This is a genomic window from Asticcacaulis sp. P2_B1 (assembly GCF_056404915.1).
Genome location: NZ_JBFUDD010000001.1, coordinates 327,768 through 347,587 on the forward strand (window position 1 = coordinate 327,768; position 19,820 = coordinate 347,587).

At 58.8% G+C, this 19,820-nt stretch carries 18 protein-coding genes and 1 tRNA gene; 8 read left to right on the top strand and 11 right to left on the bottom strand.

Annotation, left to right across the window (positions count from 1 at the left end):
* Positions 1–354 precede the first annotated feature (354 nt).
* The gene (locus AC1DX3_RS01550; protein WP_476987465.1) at positions 355–3,612 is read left to right on the top strand and encodes an autotransporter outer membrane beta-barrel domain-containing protein; all 3,258 of its coding nucleotides are present in this window, start codon (positions 355–357) and stop codon (positions 3,610–3,612) included.
* Positions 3,613–3,696: 84 nt separating this feature from the next.
* Complete coding sequence (locus tag AC1DX3_RS01555) at positions 3,697–4,599, top strand: endonuclease/exonuclease/phosphatase family protein (RefSeq protein WP_476987466.1); 903 nt, start codon at positions 3,697–3,699, stop codon at positions 4,597–4,599.
* Here the strand turns inward: AC1DX3_RS01555 and AC1DX3_RS01560 are convergent.
* The 5 genes from AC1DX3_RS01560 to clpX all read right to left on the bottom strand — a co-directional run bounded on the left by AC1DX3_RS01560 (position 4,596) and on the right by clpX (position 9,854).
* On the bottom strand, positions 4,596–4,928 hold the full coding sequence (locus tag AC1DX3_RS01560; RefSeq protein ID WP_476987467.1) for a GIY-YIG nuclease family protein: 333 nt from the start codon (positions 4,926–4,928) through the stop codon (positions 4,596–4,598). The genes AC1DX3_RS01555 and AC1DX3_RS01560 overlap by 4 nt on opposite strands.
* A 114-nt stretch (positions 4,929–5,042) precedes the next feature.
* A tRNA-Val gene (locus tag AC1DX3_RS01565) sits at positions 5,043–5,118 on the bottom strand.
* A gap of 134 nt (positions 5,119–5,252) precedes the next feature.
* A complete protein-coding gene (locus AC1DX3_RS01570) occupies positions 5,253–5,528 on the bottom strand; it encodes an HU family DNA-binding protein (RefSeq protein WP_476987468.1) in 276 nt (91 codons plus the stop codon).
* Positions 5,529–5,857: 329 nt separating this feature from the next.
* On the bottom strand, positions 5,858–8,254 hold the full coding sequence (gene lon, locus AC1DX3_RS01575) for an endopeptidase La (protein ID WP_476987469.1): 2,397 nt from the start codon (positions 8,252–8,254) through the stop codon (positions 5,858–5,860).
* A gap of 340 nt (positions 8,255–8,594) precedes the next feature.
* A complete protein-coding gene (gene clpX / locus AC1DX3_RS01580; protein WP_476987470.1) occupies positions 8,595–9,854 on the bottom strand; it encodes an ATP-dependent Clp protease ATP-binding subunit ClpX in 1,260 nt (419 codons plus the stop codon).
* Positions 9,855–9,999: 145 nt separating this feature from the next.
* On the opposite strand from clpX, the gene AC1DX3_RS01585 reads away from it, so the two are divergent.
* The gene (locus tag AC1DX3_RS01585) at positions 10,000–10,794 is read left to right on the top strand and encodes an HAD-IB family hydrolase (RefSeq protein ID WP_476987471.1); all 795 of its coding nucleotides are present in this window, start codon (positions 10,000–10,002) and stop codon (positions 10,792–10,794) included.
* Here the strand turns inward: AC1DX3_RS01585 and AC1DX3_RS01590 are convergent.
* Positions 10,781–11,419, bottom strand: coding sequence for an ATP-dependent Clp protease proteolytic subunit (locus AC1DX3_RS01590; RefSeq protein WP_476987472.1), 639 nt, complete (start codon positions 11,417–11,419; stop codon positions 10,781–10,783). The genes AC1DX3_RS01585 and AC1DX3_RS01590 overlap by 14 nt on opposite strands.
* A 129-nt stretch (positions 11,420–11,548) precedes the next feature.
* The gene (locus AC1DX3_RS01595; protein ID WP_476987473.1) at positions 11,549–11,737 is read right to left on the bottom strand and encodes a hypothetical protein; all 189 of its coding nucleotides are present in this window, start codon (positions 11,735–11,737) and stop codon (positions 11,549–11,551) included.
* Between the two features lie 122 nt (positions 11,738–11,859).
* Between AC1DX3_RS01595 and AC1DX3_RS01600 the strand changes: the two genes are divergently transcribed.
* The 4 genes from AC1DX3_RS01600 to AC1DX3_RS01615 are packed head-to-tail and all read left to right on the top strand — an operon-like array spanning position 11,860 to position 13,648.
* Positions 11,860–12,201 carry an ArsR/SmtB family transcription factor gene (locus tag AC1DX3_RS01600; RefSeq protein WP_476987474.1) on the top strand — a complete coding sequence of 114 codons (342 nt, stop codon included), beginning with the start codon at positions 11,860–11,862 and terminating at the stop codon, positions 12,199–12,201.
* On the top strand, positions 12,198–12,674 hold the full coding sequence (locus tag AC1DX3_RS01605) for an SRPBCC family protein (protein WP_476987475.1): 477 nt from the start codon (positions 12,198–12,200) through the stop codon (positions 12,672–12,674). The genes AC1DX3_RS01600 and AC1DX3_RS01605 overlap by 4 nt, the downstream gene beginning before the upstream one ends.
* Before the next feature lie 11 nt (positions 12,675–12,685).
* On the top strand, positions 12,686–13,150 hold the full coding sequence (locus tag AC1DX3_RS01610) for a GyrI-like domain-containing protein (RefSeq protein ID WP_476987476.1): 465 nt from the start codon (positions 12,686–12,688) through the stop codon (positions 13,148–13,150).
* 3 nt (positions 13,151–13,153) lie between these two features.
* Entirely contained in the window at positions 13,154–13,648 is a 495-nt protein-coding gene (locus AC1DX3_RS01615) for an SRPBCC family protein (protein ID WP_476987477.1), read from the top strand.
* A 35-nt stretch (positions 13,649–13,683) separates the two neighbouring features.
* Here the strand turns inward: AC1DX3_RS01615 and tig are convergent, their stop codons facing one another.
* Complete coding sequence (tig, locus tag AC1DX3_RS01620; protein WP_476987478.1) at positions 13,684–15,024, bottom strand: trigger factor; 1,341 nt, start codon at positions 15,022–15,024, stop codon at positions 13,684–13,686.
* A gap of 262 nt (positions 15,025–15,286) precedes the next feature.
* Between tig and AC1DX3_RS01625 the strand changes: the two genes are divergently transcribed.
* Positions 15,287–16,081, top strand: coding sequence for a hypothetical protein (locus tag AC1DX3_RS01625; RefSeq protein WP_476987479.1), 795 nt, complete (start codon positions 15,287–15,289; stop codon positions 16,079–16,081).
* A 366-nt stretch (positions 16,082–16,447) separates the two neighbouring features.
* On the opposite strand, the gene AC1DX3_RS01630 is transcribed toward AC1DX3_RS01625, so the two are convergent.
* From AC1DX3_RS01630 to AC1DX3_RS01640, 3 genes are all read right to left on the bottom strand, one after another.
* Positions 16,448–17,692, bottom strand: coding sequence for a dicarboxylate/amino acid:cation symporter (locus tag AC1DX3_RS01630; protein ID WP_476987480.1), 1,245 nt, complete (start codon positions 17,690–17,692; stop codon positions 16,448–16,450).
* A 64-nt stretch (positions 17,693–17,756) separates the two neighbouring features.
* Positions 17,757–18,986, bottom strand: coding sequence for an NHL repeat-containing protein (locus tag AC1DX3_RS01635; protein WP_476987481.1), 1,230 nt, complete (start codon positions 18,984–18,986; stop codon positions 17,757–17,759).
* Positions 18,983–19,780, bottom strand: a complete 798-nt coding sequence (locus AC1DX3_RS01640) for a DoxX family protein (protein WP_476987482.1) — start codon at positions 19,778–19,780, stop codon at positions 18,983–18,985. Before AC1DX3_RS01640 ends, AC1DX3_RS01635 begins: the two co-directional genes overlap by 4 nt.
* Positions 19,781–19,820: the final 40 nt, after the last annotated feature.

The window sequence follows — 19,820 nt, forward strand, 5'->3', positions numbered from 1 at the left end:
GCCCCGCATTTTCCTCTGTTTTTCTTATCTCCGACATCGTTGAAATATTCGCCCCAGAGGCGGCCCGCGCGCTTTACGTCACAGGCGCCGCCAATCCGCCTGCCCGCTTATGATTCATGGCGCTTGTGACGGTCACCGGACATAATTAAGCCCTCTTTTTTTTTGACTTTGCGCCCCGAATGCGGCGAGAGATGTTACGTGCCTGACGCAAAGTGCGCGCATCCCCTTTTCTGCGCGCCAATTTAAGGTTAAGACGTGACGCAAGATCGAATGAAAAACGGCAAAATTTTAAACGGCGCAACCGCTCCGACCTCCATCCTCAGTGACGAAAAGCATCCCAGGGAAGCCTACCTTATGCGAAAGACCAAACTCCTGTCCGCTACCGCGCTCAATGCGACGCTTGGCCTTTTGCTGGCCGGCGCCGCGATGATCGGCATTTCCGGGCACGCGTTCGCCGCCACTACCATCTCGACCGCGACGACAACGCCGGTCCTGACCTCGGTGACCGGTGACCTGACGGTCGCCGCCGCGGGCTCGATCAAGCTGACCACCGGTACGGCAATCACGGTCGATTCCGACAATACTGTGACATTGAATGGTCCCATCGACATGTCGTCGTCGGCTGACGGCTCAACCGGCATCCTCATCAATGGCGGCCATACGTCGGGCCTAACCATTGCCGCCAACATTACAGTGACCGATAACTATACGGCGACCGACACCAAGAATGTCGGTGATGGCGTGCTTGACCCTCCATTCTCCGATGGCAAGGTCCGTTACGGTATTCATTCGACGGGAATCACTCCCTTCATTGGCAATGTCGGCGTGACCTCAGCCAGCACCATCAAGGTCGAAGGCGACAATTCCTATGGCATCCGCTTCGAAAACAATATCCAGGGCAATTTCAGCTTCGATGGCGCCTTGACCATGGAAGGCGACAACGATACCGGCATTTCGCTGGAAAACGGTGTCACCGGGTCGACCTACCTCAGCGGATCCATCAGCACACATGGCCAGAACAGCTCGGCTGTCAACCTGGCTGGAGATTTCGGCGGCATGGTCGAAATCGACGGCACCTTTGCGTCGACCGGCTACGCCACGATCAACGCCCTCACCGCCGACCAATTGAAGGCCCTGCTGAATACGCCACAAGACCTGTATCAATCCGGTCCGACCGTCAGCATCTCGGGTAATGTCGCTCATGGCATCCTGATCAATGCGACCCCGACCACGGACACGACCAAGCCCGACAACAAGGATCAGGATGGCGATGGGGTCTTGGACGCGACTCAGAGCACCGCTTCCATCACGAGCTATGGCGAGGCCCCTGCCCTGCGTATCGGATCCGCGACCGGCGACATTGCTATCGGCGGCCTGACCTACGGTTCGACGGCCCTGACGCCCCCGACGATCAATTATGGTCTGTTGATCCGCGGTCAGGTGAATAACAACGCCATCTATTCCGGCCGTAACGGCACCGGCGTGCAAATCGGCGGCATGGGCCATAATGTGACGATCGCCAATGGTATCGGCATTGTCGGCGCGACGACTTCGACCGCTTACGGTGGTGTGGCAACAGCCTTTTTGGTTGGTAGCGGCACAACGACGCCGTTGCTAGACGTTACCGGCAGCATCAATGGCACTGCCGTCTCGGCTACGACGACGGACACCACGACCACACCGACAACCTACCCGACGATAGCCGCTACGGCGCGGGGCCTGGTTATTGCCAACGGCGCAGACCTTGCCACGGTTCACGTCGGCAAGGGCGGCGGTATCTTTGCGGCGGCTACGGGTTACACCAGCAACGCGACGGCCATCCTCGACCAGTCGAACAAACTGACGACAATTACCAACAATAACGTCATTAGCGCCACGATCACTTCGTCGGACCATGACGCGGATGGCGTCATCGACACGGTCGCGAATCGCGCGATTGCGATCGACACACGTTCCAACACGGCCGATCTCACTCTGACTCAGGTAGACCTCAATCCGACCGATAGTGACGCCGACAAGGCAATCGCTGCCCCCTATATTCTGGGCGACATCCTGCTCGGCTCGGGTAATGATACCGTTCTTTCGAATGGCGGCATCCTGTCCGGCAATATCGATTTTGGCGCCGGCGCCAACAGTTTCACGCTTAAAGGTAGCGCGCAATTCGTCGGCAAGATGACCAATGGTACCGGGGGAACGGTCGCCTTCAAGCTGGAAGGCGGCAACGCTGCGCTCTTGGTCGACTCCGCCCTTAATGTCACTACATTTAATGTCGACGCGACCAGCGACCTCGTCCTGACGCTGAACACAGACCATCCTCTGAACGCTATCTTTACCGGTACGGGTGCTGCGACCTTTGCCAGCGGCGCCAAGTTGGAATTGACCACCAACAATTTGATCGTGGCACCCACACGCTTCAAAATCCTGACGGCCTCGTCGATCGATATGGGCGGCATGAACTCGGCTTCCCTGGAAGGCCGCGTTCCCTACCTTTATCACGCAGACCTGGTCAACGACGCCGGGACGACCCTTTATGCCGACTTCCGTTTGAAGAACAAGGAAGAAGGCGCTTTCTCGGACAACCAGTATTCCGCCCTCGCCCCGGTCCTGTCGGTCGTGGCGCATGATCCCGGCGCTACCAAATCCTTGTTGAGCACGCTCGACAAGGCCACCTTCGATCAAATCTACAACCAGTATTTGCCCGATTATTCCGGTGAAAACCTGATCAACCTGTCCCTGGGTTCAGCGTCGTTGAACAAGTCATTGGGTTCGCTAACACTTGTTCCCGACAATGACGCCGGGCAATGGTGGCTGCAGGAATACGGCTACAAGACTCAGCGCAAGTACGGCGAAACGGCCGGCTTCGATTCGACCGGCTTCAGCTTCGCCGCCGGCCGTGAACGCGAAATGTACGGCAACCAGATGGTCGGTCTCTATCTGTCTTACACCTCGGCGACACCGCTCGACACCTTTGCCATCTCCAAGGAGGACATGGTCAATAGCGACATAACCTTAGGCGGTTACTGGCGTTTGAAGAGCGGGCCTTTGAAGGCATGGGCCCATGCCGGCGGCGGTTTCACCACTTTCGAAACGACGCGTAACCTGCTGACCGTCAATGTCACCCACGTCGCAACGGCGAAATGGAACGGTTATTCGTACAGCGGCGGCTTCGGTGCCTCGGTCGACTACAAGATGGGCGCCATCGGCATCACGCCGCAGGTCCTGGCCGACTATTATGCGCTGAGCGAAAACAAGCACAGCGAAAAAGGTGGCGGTGATTATTTCGACCTGGATGTCGCCAAGCGCGACGGTCACCTACTCAGTTCGACGGCCATGATCAACATCAACTACAACAAGATGTTCATCAAACCGGAGCTGTGGTTCGGTTATAAGCAAAACCTGTCGGCGACCATCGCCGATACCGTGGCGAACTTTGTTAACTCCCCCAATCCGTTTAGCCTGAACGGCGGCGATCTGAAGGGTGGCGGCCCGATCGCCGGCTTCCGTATCTCGGCCGACAATCAGTACAGCTACTTCTCGCTGGAAGGCGACTACGAGAAGCAGGACGCCTATACGAACGTTTCGATGGCCCTGCGCGCCCGCTTCCAGTTCTAACGGCCTCCACGGCCTTTAAATCGACGTGTAAGGCCGCTATGGTTTCCATGGCGGCCTTTGTCTTGGTCTCTGTTGGGGGGAATAATGACGACCTTGCGCATCCTGATAACTGTGGGCTTGATCGCGGACTTGGCCCTGGCGTTGGGAAGCTTTGTCAGCCACTGGCCGGGCGACATGATCACCCCCTTTCGCCTCTACATGGTGGCGCCTGCCCTTCTCGCCCTGTTGCTGGTGCGAGCTTTGGAGCGGCCATGGCTGATGCTGCTGGCAGCTGTCGTTGCCGTCCTGACCGCCCTGCCCATGACTGTGCGCTTAATCGAGCGGCCCGTCCTCAAAGGGCAGGCAATAGGGGCGCCAGTGAGTCTCGTTTTCAGCAATGTGCTATGCGACAACCGCGATTACGAGCGCGTCGTCACGCTGGCGCGAAGCGAATCGCCCGATATCTTTGCAGCGGCCGAGACCACGCCAGAATGGCTGGATCATCTGAGTGCTTTGAACAGCCTCTATCCCTACCGCTTTACGCCGGATCACCTCGGTAATTTCGGTGTCGCCCTCTACGCCAAACGGCCATTCACGGCGGAGGTTTATCGTATTGGCCGCCATCGCATGGCCATGGCCCGGGCCGATTTCGGCGACTATATCGTCTATGTCGCCCATCCCATGCCGCCGGCCAATAGCGACCTGGCCGAAGACAATCGCATCTATATAGAAGACCTGGCCGCACGGGTCGCCATGGAAACGAAACCAGTCATGGTGGCTGGGGATTTGAACGCGACCCTGTGGTCACATGATCTGGCCCCGTTGATTGAGCAGAGGATGCAATGGCCACGGGGGTCAGGCCTGGCCTATAGCTGGCCGGCACCGCGATCGTGGCTGCGCATCCAAATCGATCAGATTTTGACCAAGGGCGCGCGGGCAGGAAGTTTTCGTGTGTTGTCGGACGTCGGGTCGGATCACTTTCCGGTTCGGGCGGAGATTTGGTTTTAAGCCGGCCAGAAATGGCGCTTGGCAACGGCTTGGCCGGAACCGCATTTGAGGTAGGTTTCGAAGTCCTGGGCGGGCGCTTTGTTGTCGAAGACGGTATAGGTGATGAACGTCCAGGGTATGAAGTTGGCTGTATGTGGGGATCCGCCGGCGTTATCGGTCTTGAGGCGCGTTGTGAGGTCTTCAGTGAAGCCGATATAGGTTTGGTCGGGCGCGGAGGAGGTACACGTAGTACAAGGCGTTCTCCGTGTGGCTGGGGTGATCTCGGAAGTTCTTGTATGAAAGAGTCCAAGGCCATCAGCCCCCGCAACGCCTGCTGTTTCGGGCGGCACGCCTTCGCCGAAGGAAGTCTCCGGGGTGGCCGTTCCGAGCTCGGCATGTCTGCAGGGTTCTATTTTTTTTGGGACTGTGCGCAGCTTGCCACCCGAAGCCTTGGCGAAGGGTGGTGGTGGGCGATGACGGGATCGAACCGCCGACCTACTCGGTGTAAACGAGCCGCTCTGCCAGCTGAGCTAATCGCCCTCTCAAGGGAGGGCACGATGTGCCAAGCCTGCCCCCATAAGTCAAGAGGCGTTTCCACTTCCAGCGCAAATGCCGGGGTGGAAACGCCTCTGATCTCGTCATCAAGGTCCGCTTTTGACGGATCTTGAATGGGCTTAGCCGTTCAGCGCGCCCTTGAGGCCTTCACCGACGCGGAAGCGCGCAGTGACGCTGGCGGGGCGGGCGACCGATTCGCCGGTACGCGGATTGCGGGCAGTGCCGGCTTCGCGCTTGACGGCGAGGAAGGTGCCGAAGCCCACGAGGCGCACATCGTCACCCTTTTTCAGGGCGCCTACAACGCTATCGGTGAAAGCGTCGAGCGCCTTCTTGGCTTGATCCTTGGTCAGACCGGCGCTATCGGCGATGGCGGCCACGAGTTCAGCTTTCGTCATTAGTCTCTCTCCCTTACCCGTCTGGGGGCAGTTGCAAAGTACCTTGCTGGACAACCGGCTCTAAACCTTGAGTCGTCAACAGGTGAAGCCGATAGAGACTACAAAAATTAACGGAGGTCAAAACATAAAACGTCATATATTGCGCTGCAAACCGTGTTTTTTAAAGGGTTTGAGCGTTTTCCACACATTTTGCATCCGTTAAGACGACAAAGGGGCCGGAATTGAACCGTCCCGTACACCTGGGAAGGTCCGATTCCGGCCCCAAAGCCTTGTCCACCAAGGGACTGATTCGTTGTCTCCGAGCCGCCCCGAGCGGTCCGGACACGGTATTAATGCGCGGTGGCGCTGTCGATCTCGTCGGCACCGGGCGTCACCGCCGTGGCGGCGATCACCGGCTCGATCCACTCGACCGGCACCAGCGGCTTGGTCAAGGCGTGGCGCAGGGCCTCCTCGACCAGGGACACCGGAATGATCTCCAGGCCCGACTTGACGTTGGCGGGCAGTTCGATTAGGTCCTTCTCGTTTTCCTTCGGGATCAGCACGGTCTTGATGCCGGAACGCAGGGCCGCCAGCAGCTTTTCTTTGAGCCCGCCGATCGGCAGGACACGACCGCGCAGGGTGATTTCACCCGTCATGGCCAGATCCTTGCGCACCGGAATACCGGTCAGCACCGAAACCATAGCAACCGCCATGGCGACGCCGGCGGACGGACCGTCCTTGGGCGTGGCGCCTTCCGGCACGTGGACGTGGACGTCGGTCTTGTCGAACAAAGGCGGCAAGATGCCGAACTTCGGTCCCAGGGCCTTGACGTAGGAATTAGCCGCCGAAACGGATTCCTTCATGACGTCCTTCAGGTTGCCGGTGACCTTCATCAGGCCCTTGCCCGGCATGCGGATGGCTTCAATGGTAAGAATATCACCGCCGAATTCGGTCCATGCTAGCCCCGTGACGATGCCGACCTGGTCAACTTCGTCGGTGGCGCCGTAGTGGTACTTCTTGACGCCGGCATATTTGGCCAGACGCTCGTCGTCGATGGTGATCGTTTCCGCCTTTTCACGGACCAAATCCCGGATCGTCTTTCGGGCCAGGTTGCCCAGTTCGCGCTCCAGCGACCGCACGCCGGCCTCACGCGTATAATAACGAATGAGATCGCGGATAGCGGCTTCCGGCACGACGAACTCGGCCGTCGTCAGGCCATGTTCCTTCATCAGGTTCGGCAGGACATGGCGCTGGGCGATTTCGACCTTTTCATCCTCGGTATAGCCGGGGATGCGGATGATCTCCATCCGGTCGAGCAACGGCTGCGACATGTTCAGGCTGTTGGCCGTGGTCACGAACATGATCTTCGACAGATCGTAGTCGACTTCCAGATAGTGGTCGGCAAAGGTCGAATTTTGCGCCGGATCGAGGACTTCGAGCAGGGCCGAAGCCGGATCGCCACGCCAGTCAGCGCCCATTTTGTCGATTTCGTCGAGCAGGAAGAAAGCGTTGGTCGACTTCACCTTCTTCATGTTCTGGATGATCTTGCCGGGCATCGAACCGATATAGGTACGACGGTGACCGCGGATTTCGGATTCGTCGCGCACGCCGCCAAGGGAGATACGGATGAATTCGCGGCCGGTCGCCTTGGCGATTGACTTACCCAAGGATGTCTTGCCGACACCCGGAGGGCCGACCAGGCAGAGAATCGGGCCTTTCAACGTGCCCATACGCGCCTGAACCGCCAGGTGCTCAAGGATGCGTTCCTTGACCTTCTCGAGGCCATAGTGATCCGCTTCCAGGATGTCTTCGGCCTTTTGCAGGTCGATCGGCTTGATCTTGGCGGCGCCCCAGGGAATCGACAGCAGCCAGTCGAGATAGTTGCGCACGACGGTGCTTTCGGCCGACATCGGCGACATATGGCGCAGCTTATTGAGCTCGGCTAAGGCCTTTGTGCGGGCTTCCTTGCTGAGCTTGGTGGCCTTGATCTTCTTTTCGAGCTCGGCCAGTTCGTCCTTGCCCTCGTCTTGCTCGCCGAGTTCGCGCTGAATGGCCTTCATTTGCTCATTCAGATAATATTCGCGCTGGGTCTTTTCCATCTGGCGCTTGACGCGTGAACGGATCTTCTTCTCGACCTGGAGGACGCTGATTTCGCCTTCCATCAGGGCGTAGATCTTTTCCAAACGCTTGGTGACGGACAGTTGTTCCAGCAGGGCCTGCTTATCGCCGATCTTGACGACCAGGTGGGCCGAGATCGAATCGGCCAGGGTCGCCGGGTCGGAGATTTCCGCAATGGCGTTCAGGGCTTCCGGCGGAATCTTCTTGTTCAGCTTGATGTAGTTTTCAAACTGTTCCGAGACGGCGCGCACCAGAGCTTCGGTATCCGGGCCTTCCGACAGGTTGGCTTCCAAGACATAGGCTTCGGCCTCATAATAGGTCGCGGTCGAAACGAAACGCTTGATGCGAGCGCGCGTCTTGCCTTCGACCAGCACCTTGACGGTGCCGTCGGGCAATTTCAGCAATTGCAGGACATTGGCCAGCACGCCGATTTCATAAATGGCGTCGGCATCGGGGTCGTCATCGGAAGAATTCTTCTGGGTGGCGAGCAGGATCTGCTTATCGCCGCGCATGACTTCGTCAAGCGCCTGAACGGATTTTTCCCGCCCGACGAACAGAGGCACGACCATATGGGGGAACACCACGATATCGCGCAACGGCAGCACAGGAATGGTCAAAACATCTAACATGGAAACTCCTATACAGACTCAGCCGCCGCTTACATTACCACTTTAAAAGCGTATGCCCGCAGGCTCAACAGAGTCTTAACGTAATAGCGCCTCGTCAGGGACTTTGCGGAGGATAACTCCGTCGTGTCCAGCCTTATCGCCTTAAGAGCAATGTGGGTAGAGTCGCCGGACTTTCAAGGCGACGGCAATGCTGCACCTCTAAACCCTTATAAATATACCAACCTTGTCCGGTAAATGAATATACAACCACGGTTGAATGTCGGATGAATGGGCCACTTAACGAAAAACGCGGTCCCGTTTCCGGAACCGCGTTTTAGACTATTGCACTCGGTAGCGCGGATCAGGCAGCGCCGCCGGAGCGTTTTTCGGCGTAGATAAGTAAGGGCTGAGCGCGTTCTTCGATGACTTCGCCATTGATGACGACTTCCTCGACGCCCTGCATGGTCGGCAGTTCGTACATGGTGTCGAGCAGGATGCCTTCCAGGATGGAACGCAGGCCGCGCGCGCCAGTCTTGCGCAGGATAGCCTTCTTGGCGACGCCCATCAGGGCCTCGTCGGTGAAGTTGAGGCTGACGTTTTCCATTTCGAACAGGCGCTGATACTGCTTGATCAGGGCGTTCTTCGGCTCGGTGAGAATCTTGACCAGGGTGACCTCGTCGAGGTCTTCCAGGGTCGCCAGAACCGGCAGACGGCCGATGAATTCCGGGATCAGGCCGAACTTCATCAGATCGTCGGGTTCGACATTGCGCAGGATTTCACCGGTGCGGCGATCTTCCGGATCCTTGACGGTAGCGCCAAAGCCGATCGAAGTGCCCTTGCCGCGGCCGGAAATGATCTTTTCCAGGCCGGCGAAAGCGCCGCCGCAGATGAACAGGATATTCGTGGTGTCGACCTGCAGGAATTCCTGCTGCGGATGCTTGCGGCCGCCCTGCGGCGGCACGGAGGCGACCGTGCCTTCCATGATCTTGAGCAAGGCCTGCTGAACGCCTTCGCCCGACACGTCACGGGTGATCGAAGGATTGTCCGACTTGCGCGAAATCTTGTCGACTTCGTCGATATAGACAATACCGCGCTGGGCGCGTTCGACATTATAGTCGGCGGCCTGGAGCAGCTTCAGGATGATGTTTTCGACGTCTTCGCCGACATAACCGGCTTCGGTCAGGGTCGTGGCGTCGGCCATGGTGAACGGCACATCGATGATGCGCGCCAGGGTCTGGGCCAAAAGCGTCTTGCCGGAGCCGGTGGGCCCGATCAGCAGGATGTTCGACTTGGCCAGCTCGACGTCATTGCCCTTTTGGGCGTGGTTCAGGCGCTTGTAGTGGTTATGCACCGCGACCGACAGGACCTTCTTGGCCTGGTTCTGGCCGATGACATAGTCATCGAGCACTTCGCGGATTTCCTTCGGCGTCGGGACGCCGTCCTTGGACTTGACGAAGGCGATCTTGTGCTCTTCGCGGATAATATCCATGCACAGTTCGACGCATTCATCGCAGATAAACACGGTCGGCCCGGCGATAAGTTTGCGCACCTCATGCTGGCTCTTTCCGCAGAAAGAACAATAGAGTGTGCTTTTGCTGTCGCCCGTCGCGGCTTTGGTCATATGCTTCTTCACCTCACGTCGCGAATGAACGGTCCCGTCCGGGGACTCGAAAATCGCTTTATACCGATACCTTAAGGGCCTAAGCCTTAACAAAGGCTAATTTTGGCACAGGCACCCACTCCAATGGAGACACGAACCGGCATTTATGCACAGTTTAGGCCATGCCTCAACCTCGCTGCCATGCCGATGTCGTCCTTCCGTTCTTATATGGGATAAAAGACACGGAATGAAAGCCGAACATTCCAATTTACGAAGATTTGAAGCCGCCATGCCGCTAAAACCCAAACTGCCGAAGGTTTCCATTCCAGTCGAGGCCCGCAAGATCGTCGCCTTCGATTTCGATGGCACCTTGACCTATAAGGATAGCTTCACGGCGTTTCTGCGCATGCAGTGCGGCGATGCCCGGATCGCCGGGGGCCTGGCGACAAAGCCCGGCATCCTGCTCGACTATGTTCGCACGAAAGATCGCGGCGCCCTGAAATCGCGCTTAATTTACAATCTATTGGGCCCCTTGGCTCAGGAAGAGCTTGAAACGCGAATCCAGGCGTTTGTGACTAAGACCGGCCGCCGGCTATTCCGCCCGGACGCGTTGAAAGCATGGACTGAGCACAATCAGCCCGACCGGCTGCGCGTAATCGTCACCGCCTCGCCCGATATCCTGGTGCGGCCGTTCGGCCAGATGATCGGCGCCGATCGGGTCATCGGTACGAAGCTCGGATTTTCCGCCGACGGACGATTGCTGCCCGATCTCGATGGCGTCAATTGCCGCGGCGAGGAGAAGATGTGCCGATTGCGGGAGGCGTTCGGCGAGGACATGGTGCTGGATTCGGCCTATGGAGACACAAAGGGCGACCGCGAGATGATCGCGGCCGCCCAAAATGGCTTTTATCGGGTGTTTAAAGAGAGGCCTAGATGGCCTTGCAGTCTTAAACAGCCTTAACCGGCGAATCGGTGTCGGCGCGCTTTTCGTAGACGTGGTCGATGAGACCGAAATCCTTGGCTTCTTCGGCCGTCAAGTAACGGTCGCGATCAAGCGTCTTTTCGATGGTTTCGTAGGTTTGACCGGTATGCTTGACGTAGATTTCGTTAAGCAGCTTCTTGGTCTTGCGCATGTCTTCGGCCTGAATTTCGATGTCCGACGCCATGCCGCGGGCGCCACCCGAAGGTTGGTGCACCATGATCTTGGAATTGGGCAGCGAGATACGCTGGCCCTTTTCGCCGGCTTGCAGGATCAGCGATCCGGCCGACGCCGCCATGCCCATGCACACGGTCGAAACCGGCGAACGGATATATTGCATGGTGTCGTAAATCGCCAGCGCCGAGGTCACCTGACCGCCGGGGCTGTTGATGTACATAGAGATTTCCTTCTTCGGGTTTTCCGATTCGAGGAAAAGAAGCTGGGCGCAGATCACGGTCGACATGCCGTCCTCAAAGGGACCGGTCAGGAAGATGATGCGTTCTTTCAGCATGCGCGAAAATATATCGTAGGAACGCTCGCCGCGGCTGGATTGCTCCACCACCATCGGGATGAGGTTCATGTTCAGATGTTCAACGGGGTCGCGCATCACGGGTCCTTTATGGAATCAAATTAGCCAGGCTGATCGCAGCTATAGGGCTAAATGTCTTAACCTTATGTGGATGCGTCCCTGCCGGACTCCAACTTGGCAATTTACCCACAGGATTTCAAGGCCCAACTAAGCCTGACCGTGCGGTGCCCTGGAATCCTTGCCCGTTTCATCGACGCCCTTGCCGTGCGGCGTCGGGTTCTCGATTCGATCATCGCTTACATTTGCGCCCTCGGACGGATCGTCTTTTTGTTGCCGATGGGCCGCATCGGTCGGCGCCGCACGATGATTCTGATTGGCCTGTTTCGCTGTCGACATGGTTAAACCTCCTTATGCAACGGCATGATCCGCCTCACCGCATCAAAATAAAATACGGTCTTGACGCAAACATGCTCGCAGATTAGATAACTTTCAGGTTATATGAACTCGGAGTTATCGCCTTGGCCTTCGACAGTCTTGACGCCACATTTGTTGCCCTGGCCGACCCGACCCGCCGCGCCATCCTGGCTCGCCTGTCGGGCGGCGAGGTGTCGGTGATGGACCTGGCCGAGCCGTTCGCCATGAGCCAGCCGGCGATTTCGAAACATCTGAAGGTACTGGAACAGGCCGGACTGGTGTCGCGCGGGCGCGATGGCAAGCGCAGGCCCGTACGCGCTGAGCCCGCGCCGCTCAAGGCAGCCACCCGGTGGTTGGAAAACTATATCGAGGCCATGGAGAGCCAATATCAGCGCCTCGACGCCCTGCTTGAAACCATGAAAGCCGCTCAAGGAGAGACACAATGAGGAATACCGGCACTTTAAAGGTCACGACACCGACCGATACCGACATCCAGATGGTTCGTGTTTTCGACGCGCCGCGCGCCCTGGTCTACGACGCCTTCACCAAGCCGGAATTGCTCAAGCAATGGTTCGGACCAAAGGGATGGCATTTGACGAGTTGCGAGGTCGATCTACGCGTGGGTGGCAACTGGCGTTTCATCATGGCCGGCCCGAACGGCGAGGTCATGGGGATGTCGGGTACGTGGCAGGAGCTGAACCCGCCCGAACGCAGCGTCCATATCGAACGTTTCGACGACTATCCCGGCGAATCCGTCGTCACCAGCGTGCTGACCGAGGATAACGGCAAGACGATCATGACCGCCACGGTCCGCTATCCGTCGAAGGAGGTCCGCGACCTGGTCGTCCAAAGCGGCATGGAACACGGCGCCGCCGAAAGTTACGACAAACTTGCCGACCTCTTGGCCACCGTCAACTGAAAGACAATAACATGATCGACTCACCCGAAATCGTCGACGCTCCGGCGCAAAAGACCGCCATGATCCACCTCGTCGTCCCCAGCAGCAAGATCATGAAGGTCATGGGCCCGGGCGTCCAGGAAGTTCGCGAAGTGTTGGCGGCGCAAGGTATTGAGCCCACGGGGCCATGGTTCACGCATCACCTGAAGATGCCAGGCCAAAGCTTCAATTTTGAAATCTGTTTACCCGTCGACCGGGACGTCAAGCCGCAGGGGCGCGTCGTGCCCGGCGAGATCCCCGCCGCCCGTACGGCACGCACCGTCTATCTCGGCGGCTATGAAGGTCTGGGCAATGGCTGGGGTGAATTCATGGCCTGGATCAAGGCGCAAGAACTCGATGCCGCCGAGGATTTGTGGGAGGTCTATGTCACCGGTCCGGAATCCGGCGACGACACCTCGAAATACGCCACGCAACTCAACAGACCCCTGAAAGGCTGAGCCATGTACAAGATCGTTAAAAGCGTCGGCGGGCTGTCGGCCTCCCTGCCCTCCGATCGCGATATCCGCCTGACGCGCAATTTCAACGCGCCGCGCCAAATGGTCTGGGACGCCCACACCAAGCCGGAGTTGGTGAAAAAGTGGCTGACCGGCCCCAAGGGTTGGACTATGCCGGTGTGCGAAATCGACCTACGGGTCGGCGGCTCCTATCGTTACGAGTGGCACAACGATACGGGCCTGGCCATGGCGCTCAGCGGCACCTATCGCGACATCGACGAACCCAGACTTATCGCCGACACCCAGATGTTCGACGACAACTGGACGCAAGGGCCGGCCGACACGATCCTGACGCTGGAGGAACAGGCCGGCAAGACGACCCTGGTTCTGGTCATCACCTATGCATCGAAAGAGGCGCGAGACTTCGCCCTGTCTATCCCGATGATGGAAGGTATGGAAGCCGGCTACGTCCAATTGGAAACCGCAGCCGTGGTGCACTGACAAAAAAAGAGGCTCCTTGCGGAGCCTCTTCGTTTCTATTCTTCGTCTTCTTTCAGCAGGTCTTCCTTGCTGATCGGCTCGTCCGTGACCTTGGCCAGGGTGAAGATCAGGTCGCAGACCTTTTCTTCGTAGATCGGCGCGCGGATTTGCGCCGCAGCGGCCGGGTTCTGGCGGTAGAAGTCGAACACCTGCTTTTCCTGGCCCGGATAGTTGCGGGCTTCCTGCATGATCGCCTGGTTGACTTCCTGGTCGGTGACCTGGACGTTCTGGCGGGTGCCGATTTCGGCGAGGACCAGACCTAAACGCACGCGGCGTTCGGCGATCTTCATATATTCGTCCTTCAGTTCGTCGTCGGACTTGTTGGCGTCTTCTTCGGCCAGTTGGCCGTTGGCCTTGTCCTGCTGGACCTGGCCCCAGATACCCTGGAATTCGGCGTCGAGCATGCGCTTGGGCAGTTCGAAATCGTGCTTTTCGTCGAGGACGTCGAGCAGGGCGCGCTTCATCTTGAAGCGGGCAGCGCCCTTGTATTGTTGTTCCAGCTGGGTCTTCAGGATGTCCTTCAAGGCCTGCAGGCTTTCGAGACCGAGGCTCTTGGCCATCTCGTCGTCGGCTTCGCCTTCCTTCGGCGACAGGATGTCCTGGACGGTCGTCTCGAAGGTCGCGGCCTTGCCGGCCAGATCCTTGGAACCGTAGTTTTCCGGGAAGGTGACGTTGAGCGTCTTGACTTCGCCCTTCTTGGTGCCGATCAACTGCTCTTCGAAGCCGGGGATGAATTGACCGGAACCGATAACCAGTTCGGCGCCTTCGGCCGTGCCGCCTTCGAAGGCGTCGTCGCCGATCTTGCCGACGAAATCGATGACCAGCTTGTCGCCGTCAGCGGCCTTCGGGGTCTTGCCCTTCTTGGGCTCAAACGACTTGGTTTGCGAGGTGACCGTCTTCAGGGCTTCGTCGATATCGGCTTCGGTCGGCTCATAGACCGGGCGCTTCAGCTCGATTTCGGCCGGGTCGACCGGCGTGAAGATCGGCATCATTTCGACGGCGATCTGATAGGCCAGGTCGGCCGTGCCCTTGATGACGTTTTCGATGTCGCCGATTGGGGTCAGTTCCGGCTGGCTGGCCGGACGGATCGAGGCGTCGTTCATCGCCTGCTGGGTGGTTTCGTTGAGCGTGTCCTGAATGATCTCGCCCATCAATTCCTTGCCGTACAGCTTACGGACGTGGGATTGCGGCACCTTGCCCGGACGGAAACCCTTGATGTTCATCTTGGGGGTGATTTCCGCGATCTTGGCGTCCAGCTTTTGATTCAGCTGATCCTTCGGGATCGTGACTTCGAGGACACGGCTCAGGCCTTCATTCAGTTTTTCAACGACTTGCATCGATCAGTTACCTTATGCTGCAGAGTTGCCCGACATCGCGTCCGGTCCCCACAGGCAGCTAAAAATAGAAACAAGCGCCCCAACACAGGCCGGGACGCCAAAAGATGTGCCCTTATGGCATGATTGCGCGACAGGTCAACTTTTATGTCGGTTGAAAAAGCTTGAAGGTGTGAAAATTCACGACAGCTTGGTTAAGGACCGTATTCCGCACAGCTTTTTGAGTTTTCGCCCGCTAGACTTTGGCGAGTCACGGGAGGCCGGTGTGCGCATTTTTATTCCAACTCTGCTGGCGACCCTGTGCCTGGCGTCGTGCGACAAGCCCAAGCCCGTGGCGGCGCCGGAAGGGATCAATGCCGACGTCGTGGACGCCGTCCGGCTGCAGAAAGTACGCGAGAACGAGCGGACGCTGTTGGCCCAGTACCCTCAGTTGGGAGAACGCAGCGGGCACGCATTGCAGATTCGCTACCGCGGCGAGGAAATCACGATGTATACCGACGACAGCAATGGCTGCTCGCACTATGCCATTCTGAAAGTCCTGCCCATGTACGACAAGGACACCGGCAAGCAGGAACCAATCGCAGAGATTAATTGCCGCTTCGGTTACCTCGACAATAATTACCTGGTGCTGCCGACCAGCGACAAATACACCATCGTGGCTGATGTCGCTGCGTCTACCGACGGCAGGATGCTGGTCATGGACGACAATTCGATCGCCGGCAGCCGCGGTGACCTGACCGTCGTGTCGTGGCCAGACATGACGAAGGTGGCCCGTTTCGATGCTCGCTGCGTCGGCATGGTGTGGCGTGACGATCGCAGCCTGAGCGCGGTGTGCTCACATGTTGTCGGACCGGATCCCAATGACGAGTCCAAGGCCCAGGTCTTTCGCGCCCATATATTTGAAGACAAGACAGGTCATTGGCAAATGAAGGGTGTCGAATGGCTGAAACCCATCACCGATGCGCCCCTGCCCGTCTTTGTTGGCGTCACACCCGAAAACTACCGCGATCCGTTGCAGATCACCGATCCGAAACAACTTGCAAACGACACGTCAAAATAGGTTGCGGCTTGCAAGACGAATTCACCCGAAAATCAAATGCCTGACGTGGAGCAGAAATCGTGCGAACTCAGGCCCCCAAATGATCAGGGCCGCGATTTGGAGGCTATAAACGCCGGTTAGCAATACCCCTAACTGCCAGCGCTCAAACAAGGTACTAACCGCAGTGGGCACGGCCGGAGTAAGGGCCGCCGCAACCATCTGGTAAGTAAGAAGACTTTCGGACGCGTGCGGGCGAAAGAGGCAATATCCAGTCGCGACGAGCAGACCGAGACAAAAGGGCAGTCCGCCAACAAAGATGTAAACGGCGCTGGTCAAATCCTCTTGCTGCCAAATATACTTTGCCTCAGAGATAATCCTTCGTTTCACTCAGGTGTTCCTTGCAACCTCTTCGTCGACGTCCAGTTGGCCTTCCCATTTGGCGATGATCGCCGAGGCCACGGAATTGCCGACGACGTTGGTCGCGGAACGGCCCATGTCGAGCAGGTGGTCGACGCCGAGAACGAGGGCGATCCATTCCGACGGCAGCTTGAAATAGGCCAGGGTCGCCATGATGACGACCAGAGATGGGCGCGGCACGCCGGCGATCCCCTTCGAGGTAATCAGCAGCAGGAACAGCATCATGGTCAGCTGTGCCGGGGTGAACTGAACGCCATAGGCCTGGGCGATGAACAGGGTCGCGAAGGTGCAATAGATCATCGAGCCGTCGAGATTGAACGAATAGCCGAGCGGCAGGACGAAGGAGACGATCTTGCGCGAAATGCCGACGGTCGGCAGGCCGGCCAGGAGCTTGGGGTATGCGGCTTCCGAACTGGCGGTCGAAAAGGCCAGCAGGGCCGGCTCGCGGATGACGCCCAGGAGGCGCAGCATGCGGCCGCCGAGGAAAAGGAAACCGAGCACGATCAACAGGGCCCACAGGATGCCCATGGCGGCATAGAATTCGCCCATGAACTTGGCATAGGTGATGAGGATGGGCAGCCCTGCCCCCGCCACGGTCTTGGCCAAGGCGCCGAAGATGGCGAAGGGCGCGAATTTCATGACGATTTCGGTCACCTTCAGCATGATGGACGAGGCTTCCTCCGCCAGGGCCAGGACCTGGGGCGAGCGCTTGTCCAGCATCGAAATGGCGGTGCCGACAAAGACGGCAAAGACGACGATCTGGAGGATTTCGTTGTCGGCCATGGCCTTGATGATCGAAGTCGGAATCAGGTGGGTGATAAAGGCCTCGAGCGTAAAGCCTTCGGTCGACGGCACCTGGGCGGCCTCACCGGCGACTTGGAGATGCATGCCGACGCCGGGTTTCAGCCATTCGACCATGCCCATACCGATCAGCAAAGAGACGACGGACATCAGCAGGAACCAGCCGAGCGCCTTGATACCGACGCGTCCGACGGCGGCGGCGTCTTCCATATGGCCGATGCCGGCGATCAGGGTGAAGAGCACCAGCGGCGCGATGATCATCTTGATCAGGGTGATGAAGATGGTGGTCAGCAGGCCGAACACCGTCACAGCCGTCTTGGCCTGATCCGGCGCCAGATATTCGTGTGTCGCCCACCCCGCGGCCACGCCCAGCACCATGGCCAGCAAGATAAACAGCGCAAATGTCTTTTTCATAGAGCAGGTTCCCTGATCGGCCTCTTGCGACTATCGAAGAAATGCGGACGCGGCGCAACGTCTTTTAAGGCTGCAATTTCAAATCGCCGATAATGACCGGGCCGTGGTCGCCGGCCAGGGGTTTGCCATCGTCGTCGAAATCCGACCATTGGCTGCGGGCGATGAAGATGAAATCGTCGCCGACGACCTGGCCGCCGGTCGGCTGGTCGAGGGCGCCGGCACGCAGCAAAACCTCAACTGACTCAATCGTCTGCCAGTCATGGCTCATGTGGAGGCGCAGGACGCGGCCGGGATTGATGCCGTTTTGAATGGCGATCAGGTCGTCGCCATATCTGTCCATGCCGTCGATGCCGACGAGAGAGGCGTCCGCCGGCACGGCCAGGGTTGTGACGGCGCCGGTCGTGAGATCGATACGGTAAAGGCCCGAGGTGTAGTCGGCGACCATCAGGGCGGTGGCATCGGCGTTTTCGACCATGTCCTGGGGCGATCCGAGGGTATCGGGGGCGATCAGGTCTTGCCAGGAGCCGCGCGAGTCTTCCAGGCGATAGACGCCGCCATGGCTGCTATAGACATCGGTCTTGCCAGTGGCCATGTCGCCGAAATTGCGGGCGACAGTGTCGGCCGGGAAATGCGTGACTTCCCCGGTTGTCGGGGTCAGTCGGATCATCTCCGGCGGCAGGGGTTTGGCCGGATCGTAGCCTTCGGACACGGCATTCGAGGCGACGGCCAACCAGAGCGTTCCGTCGCGGATGGCGATGCCATAACCGCCCTGCCCCGGTTGCAAGGTCAGGATCGGTTTGATGTCGCCGTGGGTGACGGCATTGATGGCGCCGCGGTGGATGGAGCTGGCATAGATCTGGCCCGTGGCGTCGACGGCAAGGCCTTCGACCAGAAGCAGGTCTGGCGATCGCGCGACTTCGGCAAAGGCGCCAAGCGGTGCGGCATTGGCGTCGAGTTTGGCGGTCAGGCCGGCGTCGAGGAGAGGCGCGAGATCGGCATAGCGGGTGCGGTCGAACCACAGGCCGCGGCCGATATAGTCCTGAAGGAAAGCCTTTGCGGCATCGGGTTTTCCGGCGGCGGCTTCGATTTGCGCGCCCAGCAGCAGGACGGATGGCGCCCATGGCACCATGGCACGGGCTTCGGCCAGTTTGGCTTCGGCGGTGGCGAAGTCGCCGGCATTGACGGCCTTCACCGCGGCAGACCGGGCGGCGCGGAAGTCGGCGGCATGAAAATCCTGGGCGGCGACGGGGCCGCACAGACTTAGTCCTGCAAGGATCGCGGCAAGGGCTCTCATGCCGGTTTATCCATGGCGATTGGCTTGAGGCCCCACGGCCGGTCGCGCACCGTCCAGGCGATGGCAAAAGCCGATCCGGTCAGGGAAATGGCGACGAACAGCAAGGTCCAGTTCAACTGGATATGCGGTGACGGAAGCAGCGGAAAGTGCACCACCACAACAAAAATGGCCATCATGACGCCTTCCAGGGTGGCGGCCAGGCGCGGCAAAATACCGGAGATCAGGGCGAGGCCTGCGGCGACATGGCCGGCGCCCGTGATATAGGCCATGGGCAAAGGCGCCGGCACCCAGTCGGGAATCATGTGGGCGGTGAAGTCGGCATAGACGAAATGCGCCCAACCGAAGACCAGGCAGCAAATGCCGAACAAGATTCGCGCGACACGCAAACCGTTGTCACTGGTCAGGAAACCGATATCGAACCCAACGCCGTCACGGGCGACCGCGGCGAAGACCGACCACAGTCCGCAGGTCATGGCGAGATCTTCGGCGACACCCAACCAGGACACGGCTTCAAGCGGTTTGGCGGCCGCCAGGGGCAATTTCAACAACACGACCCAGCTCAGCAGGAACAGGGTCAAGGCCAGCGCTCCCAGGGCGCCGGCGGCGCGGAACAGCAGGCTTAAACCACCGGCAAACAGGATGGCGCCGGATATCGTCGCGAGGATCTGGCGGGCACCGACCCAGGCCGGGACGGGCTGCCATTGCAGGGCAAAATCGTGATAGACCAGGCTGATTGAGCCCAATCCCATCATACCCAAGGCGAGACAGACCTGTCCCAGGTTCACAAAACGCATCCGCCACCCCAGTCATTCGTTTACACGGGGCAGTAATCGC

Bases quoted from the DNA above. Each gene is read 5' to 3' on its own strand.
- AC1DX3_RS01550 (WP_476987465.1), top strand. From the start codon at position 355: ATGCGAAAGACCAAACTCCTGTCCGCTACCGCGCTCAATGCGACGCTT.
- AC1DX3_RS01555 (WP_476987466.1), top strand. From the start codon at position 3,697: ATGACGACCTTGCGCATCCTGATAACTGTGGGCTTGATCGCGGACTTG.
- AC1DX3_RS01570 (WP_476987468.1), bottom strand. From the start codon at position 5,528: ATGACGAAAGCTGAACTCGTGGCCGCCATCGCCGATAGCGCCGGTCTG.
- lon (WP_476987469.1), bottom strand. From the start codon at position 8,254: ATGTTAGATGTTTTGACCATTCCTGTGCTGCCGTTGCGCGATATCGTG.
- clpX (WP_476987470.1), bottom strand. From the start codon at position 9,854: ATGACCAAAGCCGCGACGGGCGACAGCAAAAGCACACTCTATTGTTCT.
- AC1DX3_RS01585 (WP_476987471.1), top strand. From the start codon at position 10,000: ATGCACAGTTTAGGCCATGCCTCAACCTCGCTGCCATGCCGATGTCGT.
- AC1DX3_RS01590 (WP_476987472.1), bottom strand. From the start codon at position 11,419: ATGCGCGACCCCGTTGAACATCTGAACATGAACCTCATCCCGATGGTG.
- AC1DX3_RS01595 (WP_476987473.1), bottom strand. From the start codon at position 11,737: ATGTCGACAGCGAAACAGGCCAATCAGAATCATCGTGCGGCGCCGACC.
- AC1DX3_RS01605 (WP_476987475.1), top strand. From the start codon at position 12,198: ATGAGGAATACCGGCACTTTAAAGGTCACGACACCGACCGATACCGAC.
- AC1DX3_RS01610 (WP_476987476.1), top strand. From the start codon at position 12,686: ATGATCGACTCACCCGAAATCGTCGACGCTCCGGCGCAAAAGACCGCC.
- AC1DX3_RS01615 (WP_476987477.1), top strand. From the start codon at position 13,154: ATGTACAAGATCGTTAAAAGCGTCGGCGGGCTGTCGGCCTCCCTGCCC.
- tig (WP_476987478.1), bottom strand. From the start codon at position 15,024: ATGCAAGTCGTTGAAAAACTGAATGAAGGCCTGAGCCGTGTCCTCGAA.
- AC1DX3_RS01630 (WP_476987480.1), bottom strand. From the start codon at position 17,692: ATGAAAAAGACATTTGCGCTGTTTATCTTGCTGGCCATGGTGCTGGGC.
- AC1DX3_RS01635 (WP_476987481.1), bottom strand. From the start codon at position 18,986: ATGAGAGCCCTTGCCGCGATCCTTGCAGGACTAAGTCTGTGCGGCCCC.
- AC1DX3_RS01640 (WP_476987482.1), bottom strand. From the start codon at position 19,780: ATGCGTTTTGTGAACCTGGGACAGGTCTGTCTCGCCTTGGGTATGATG.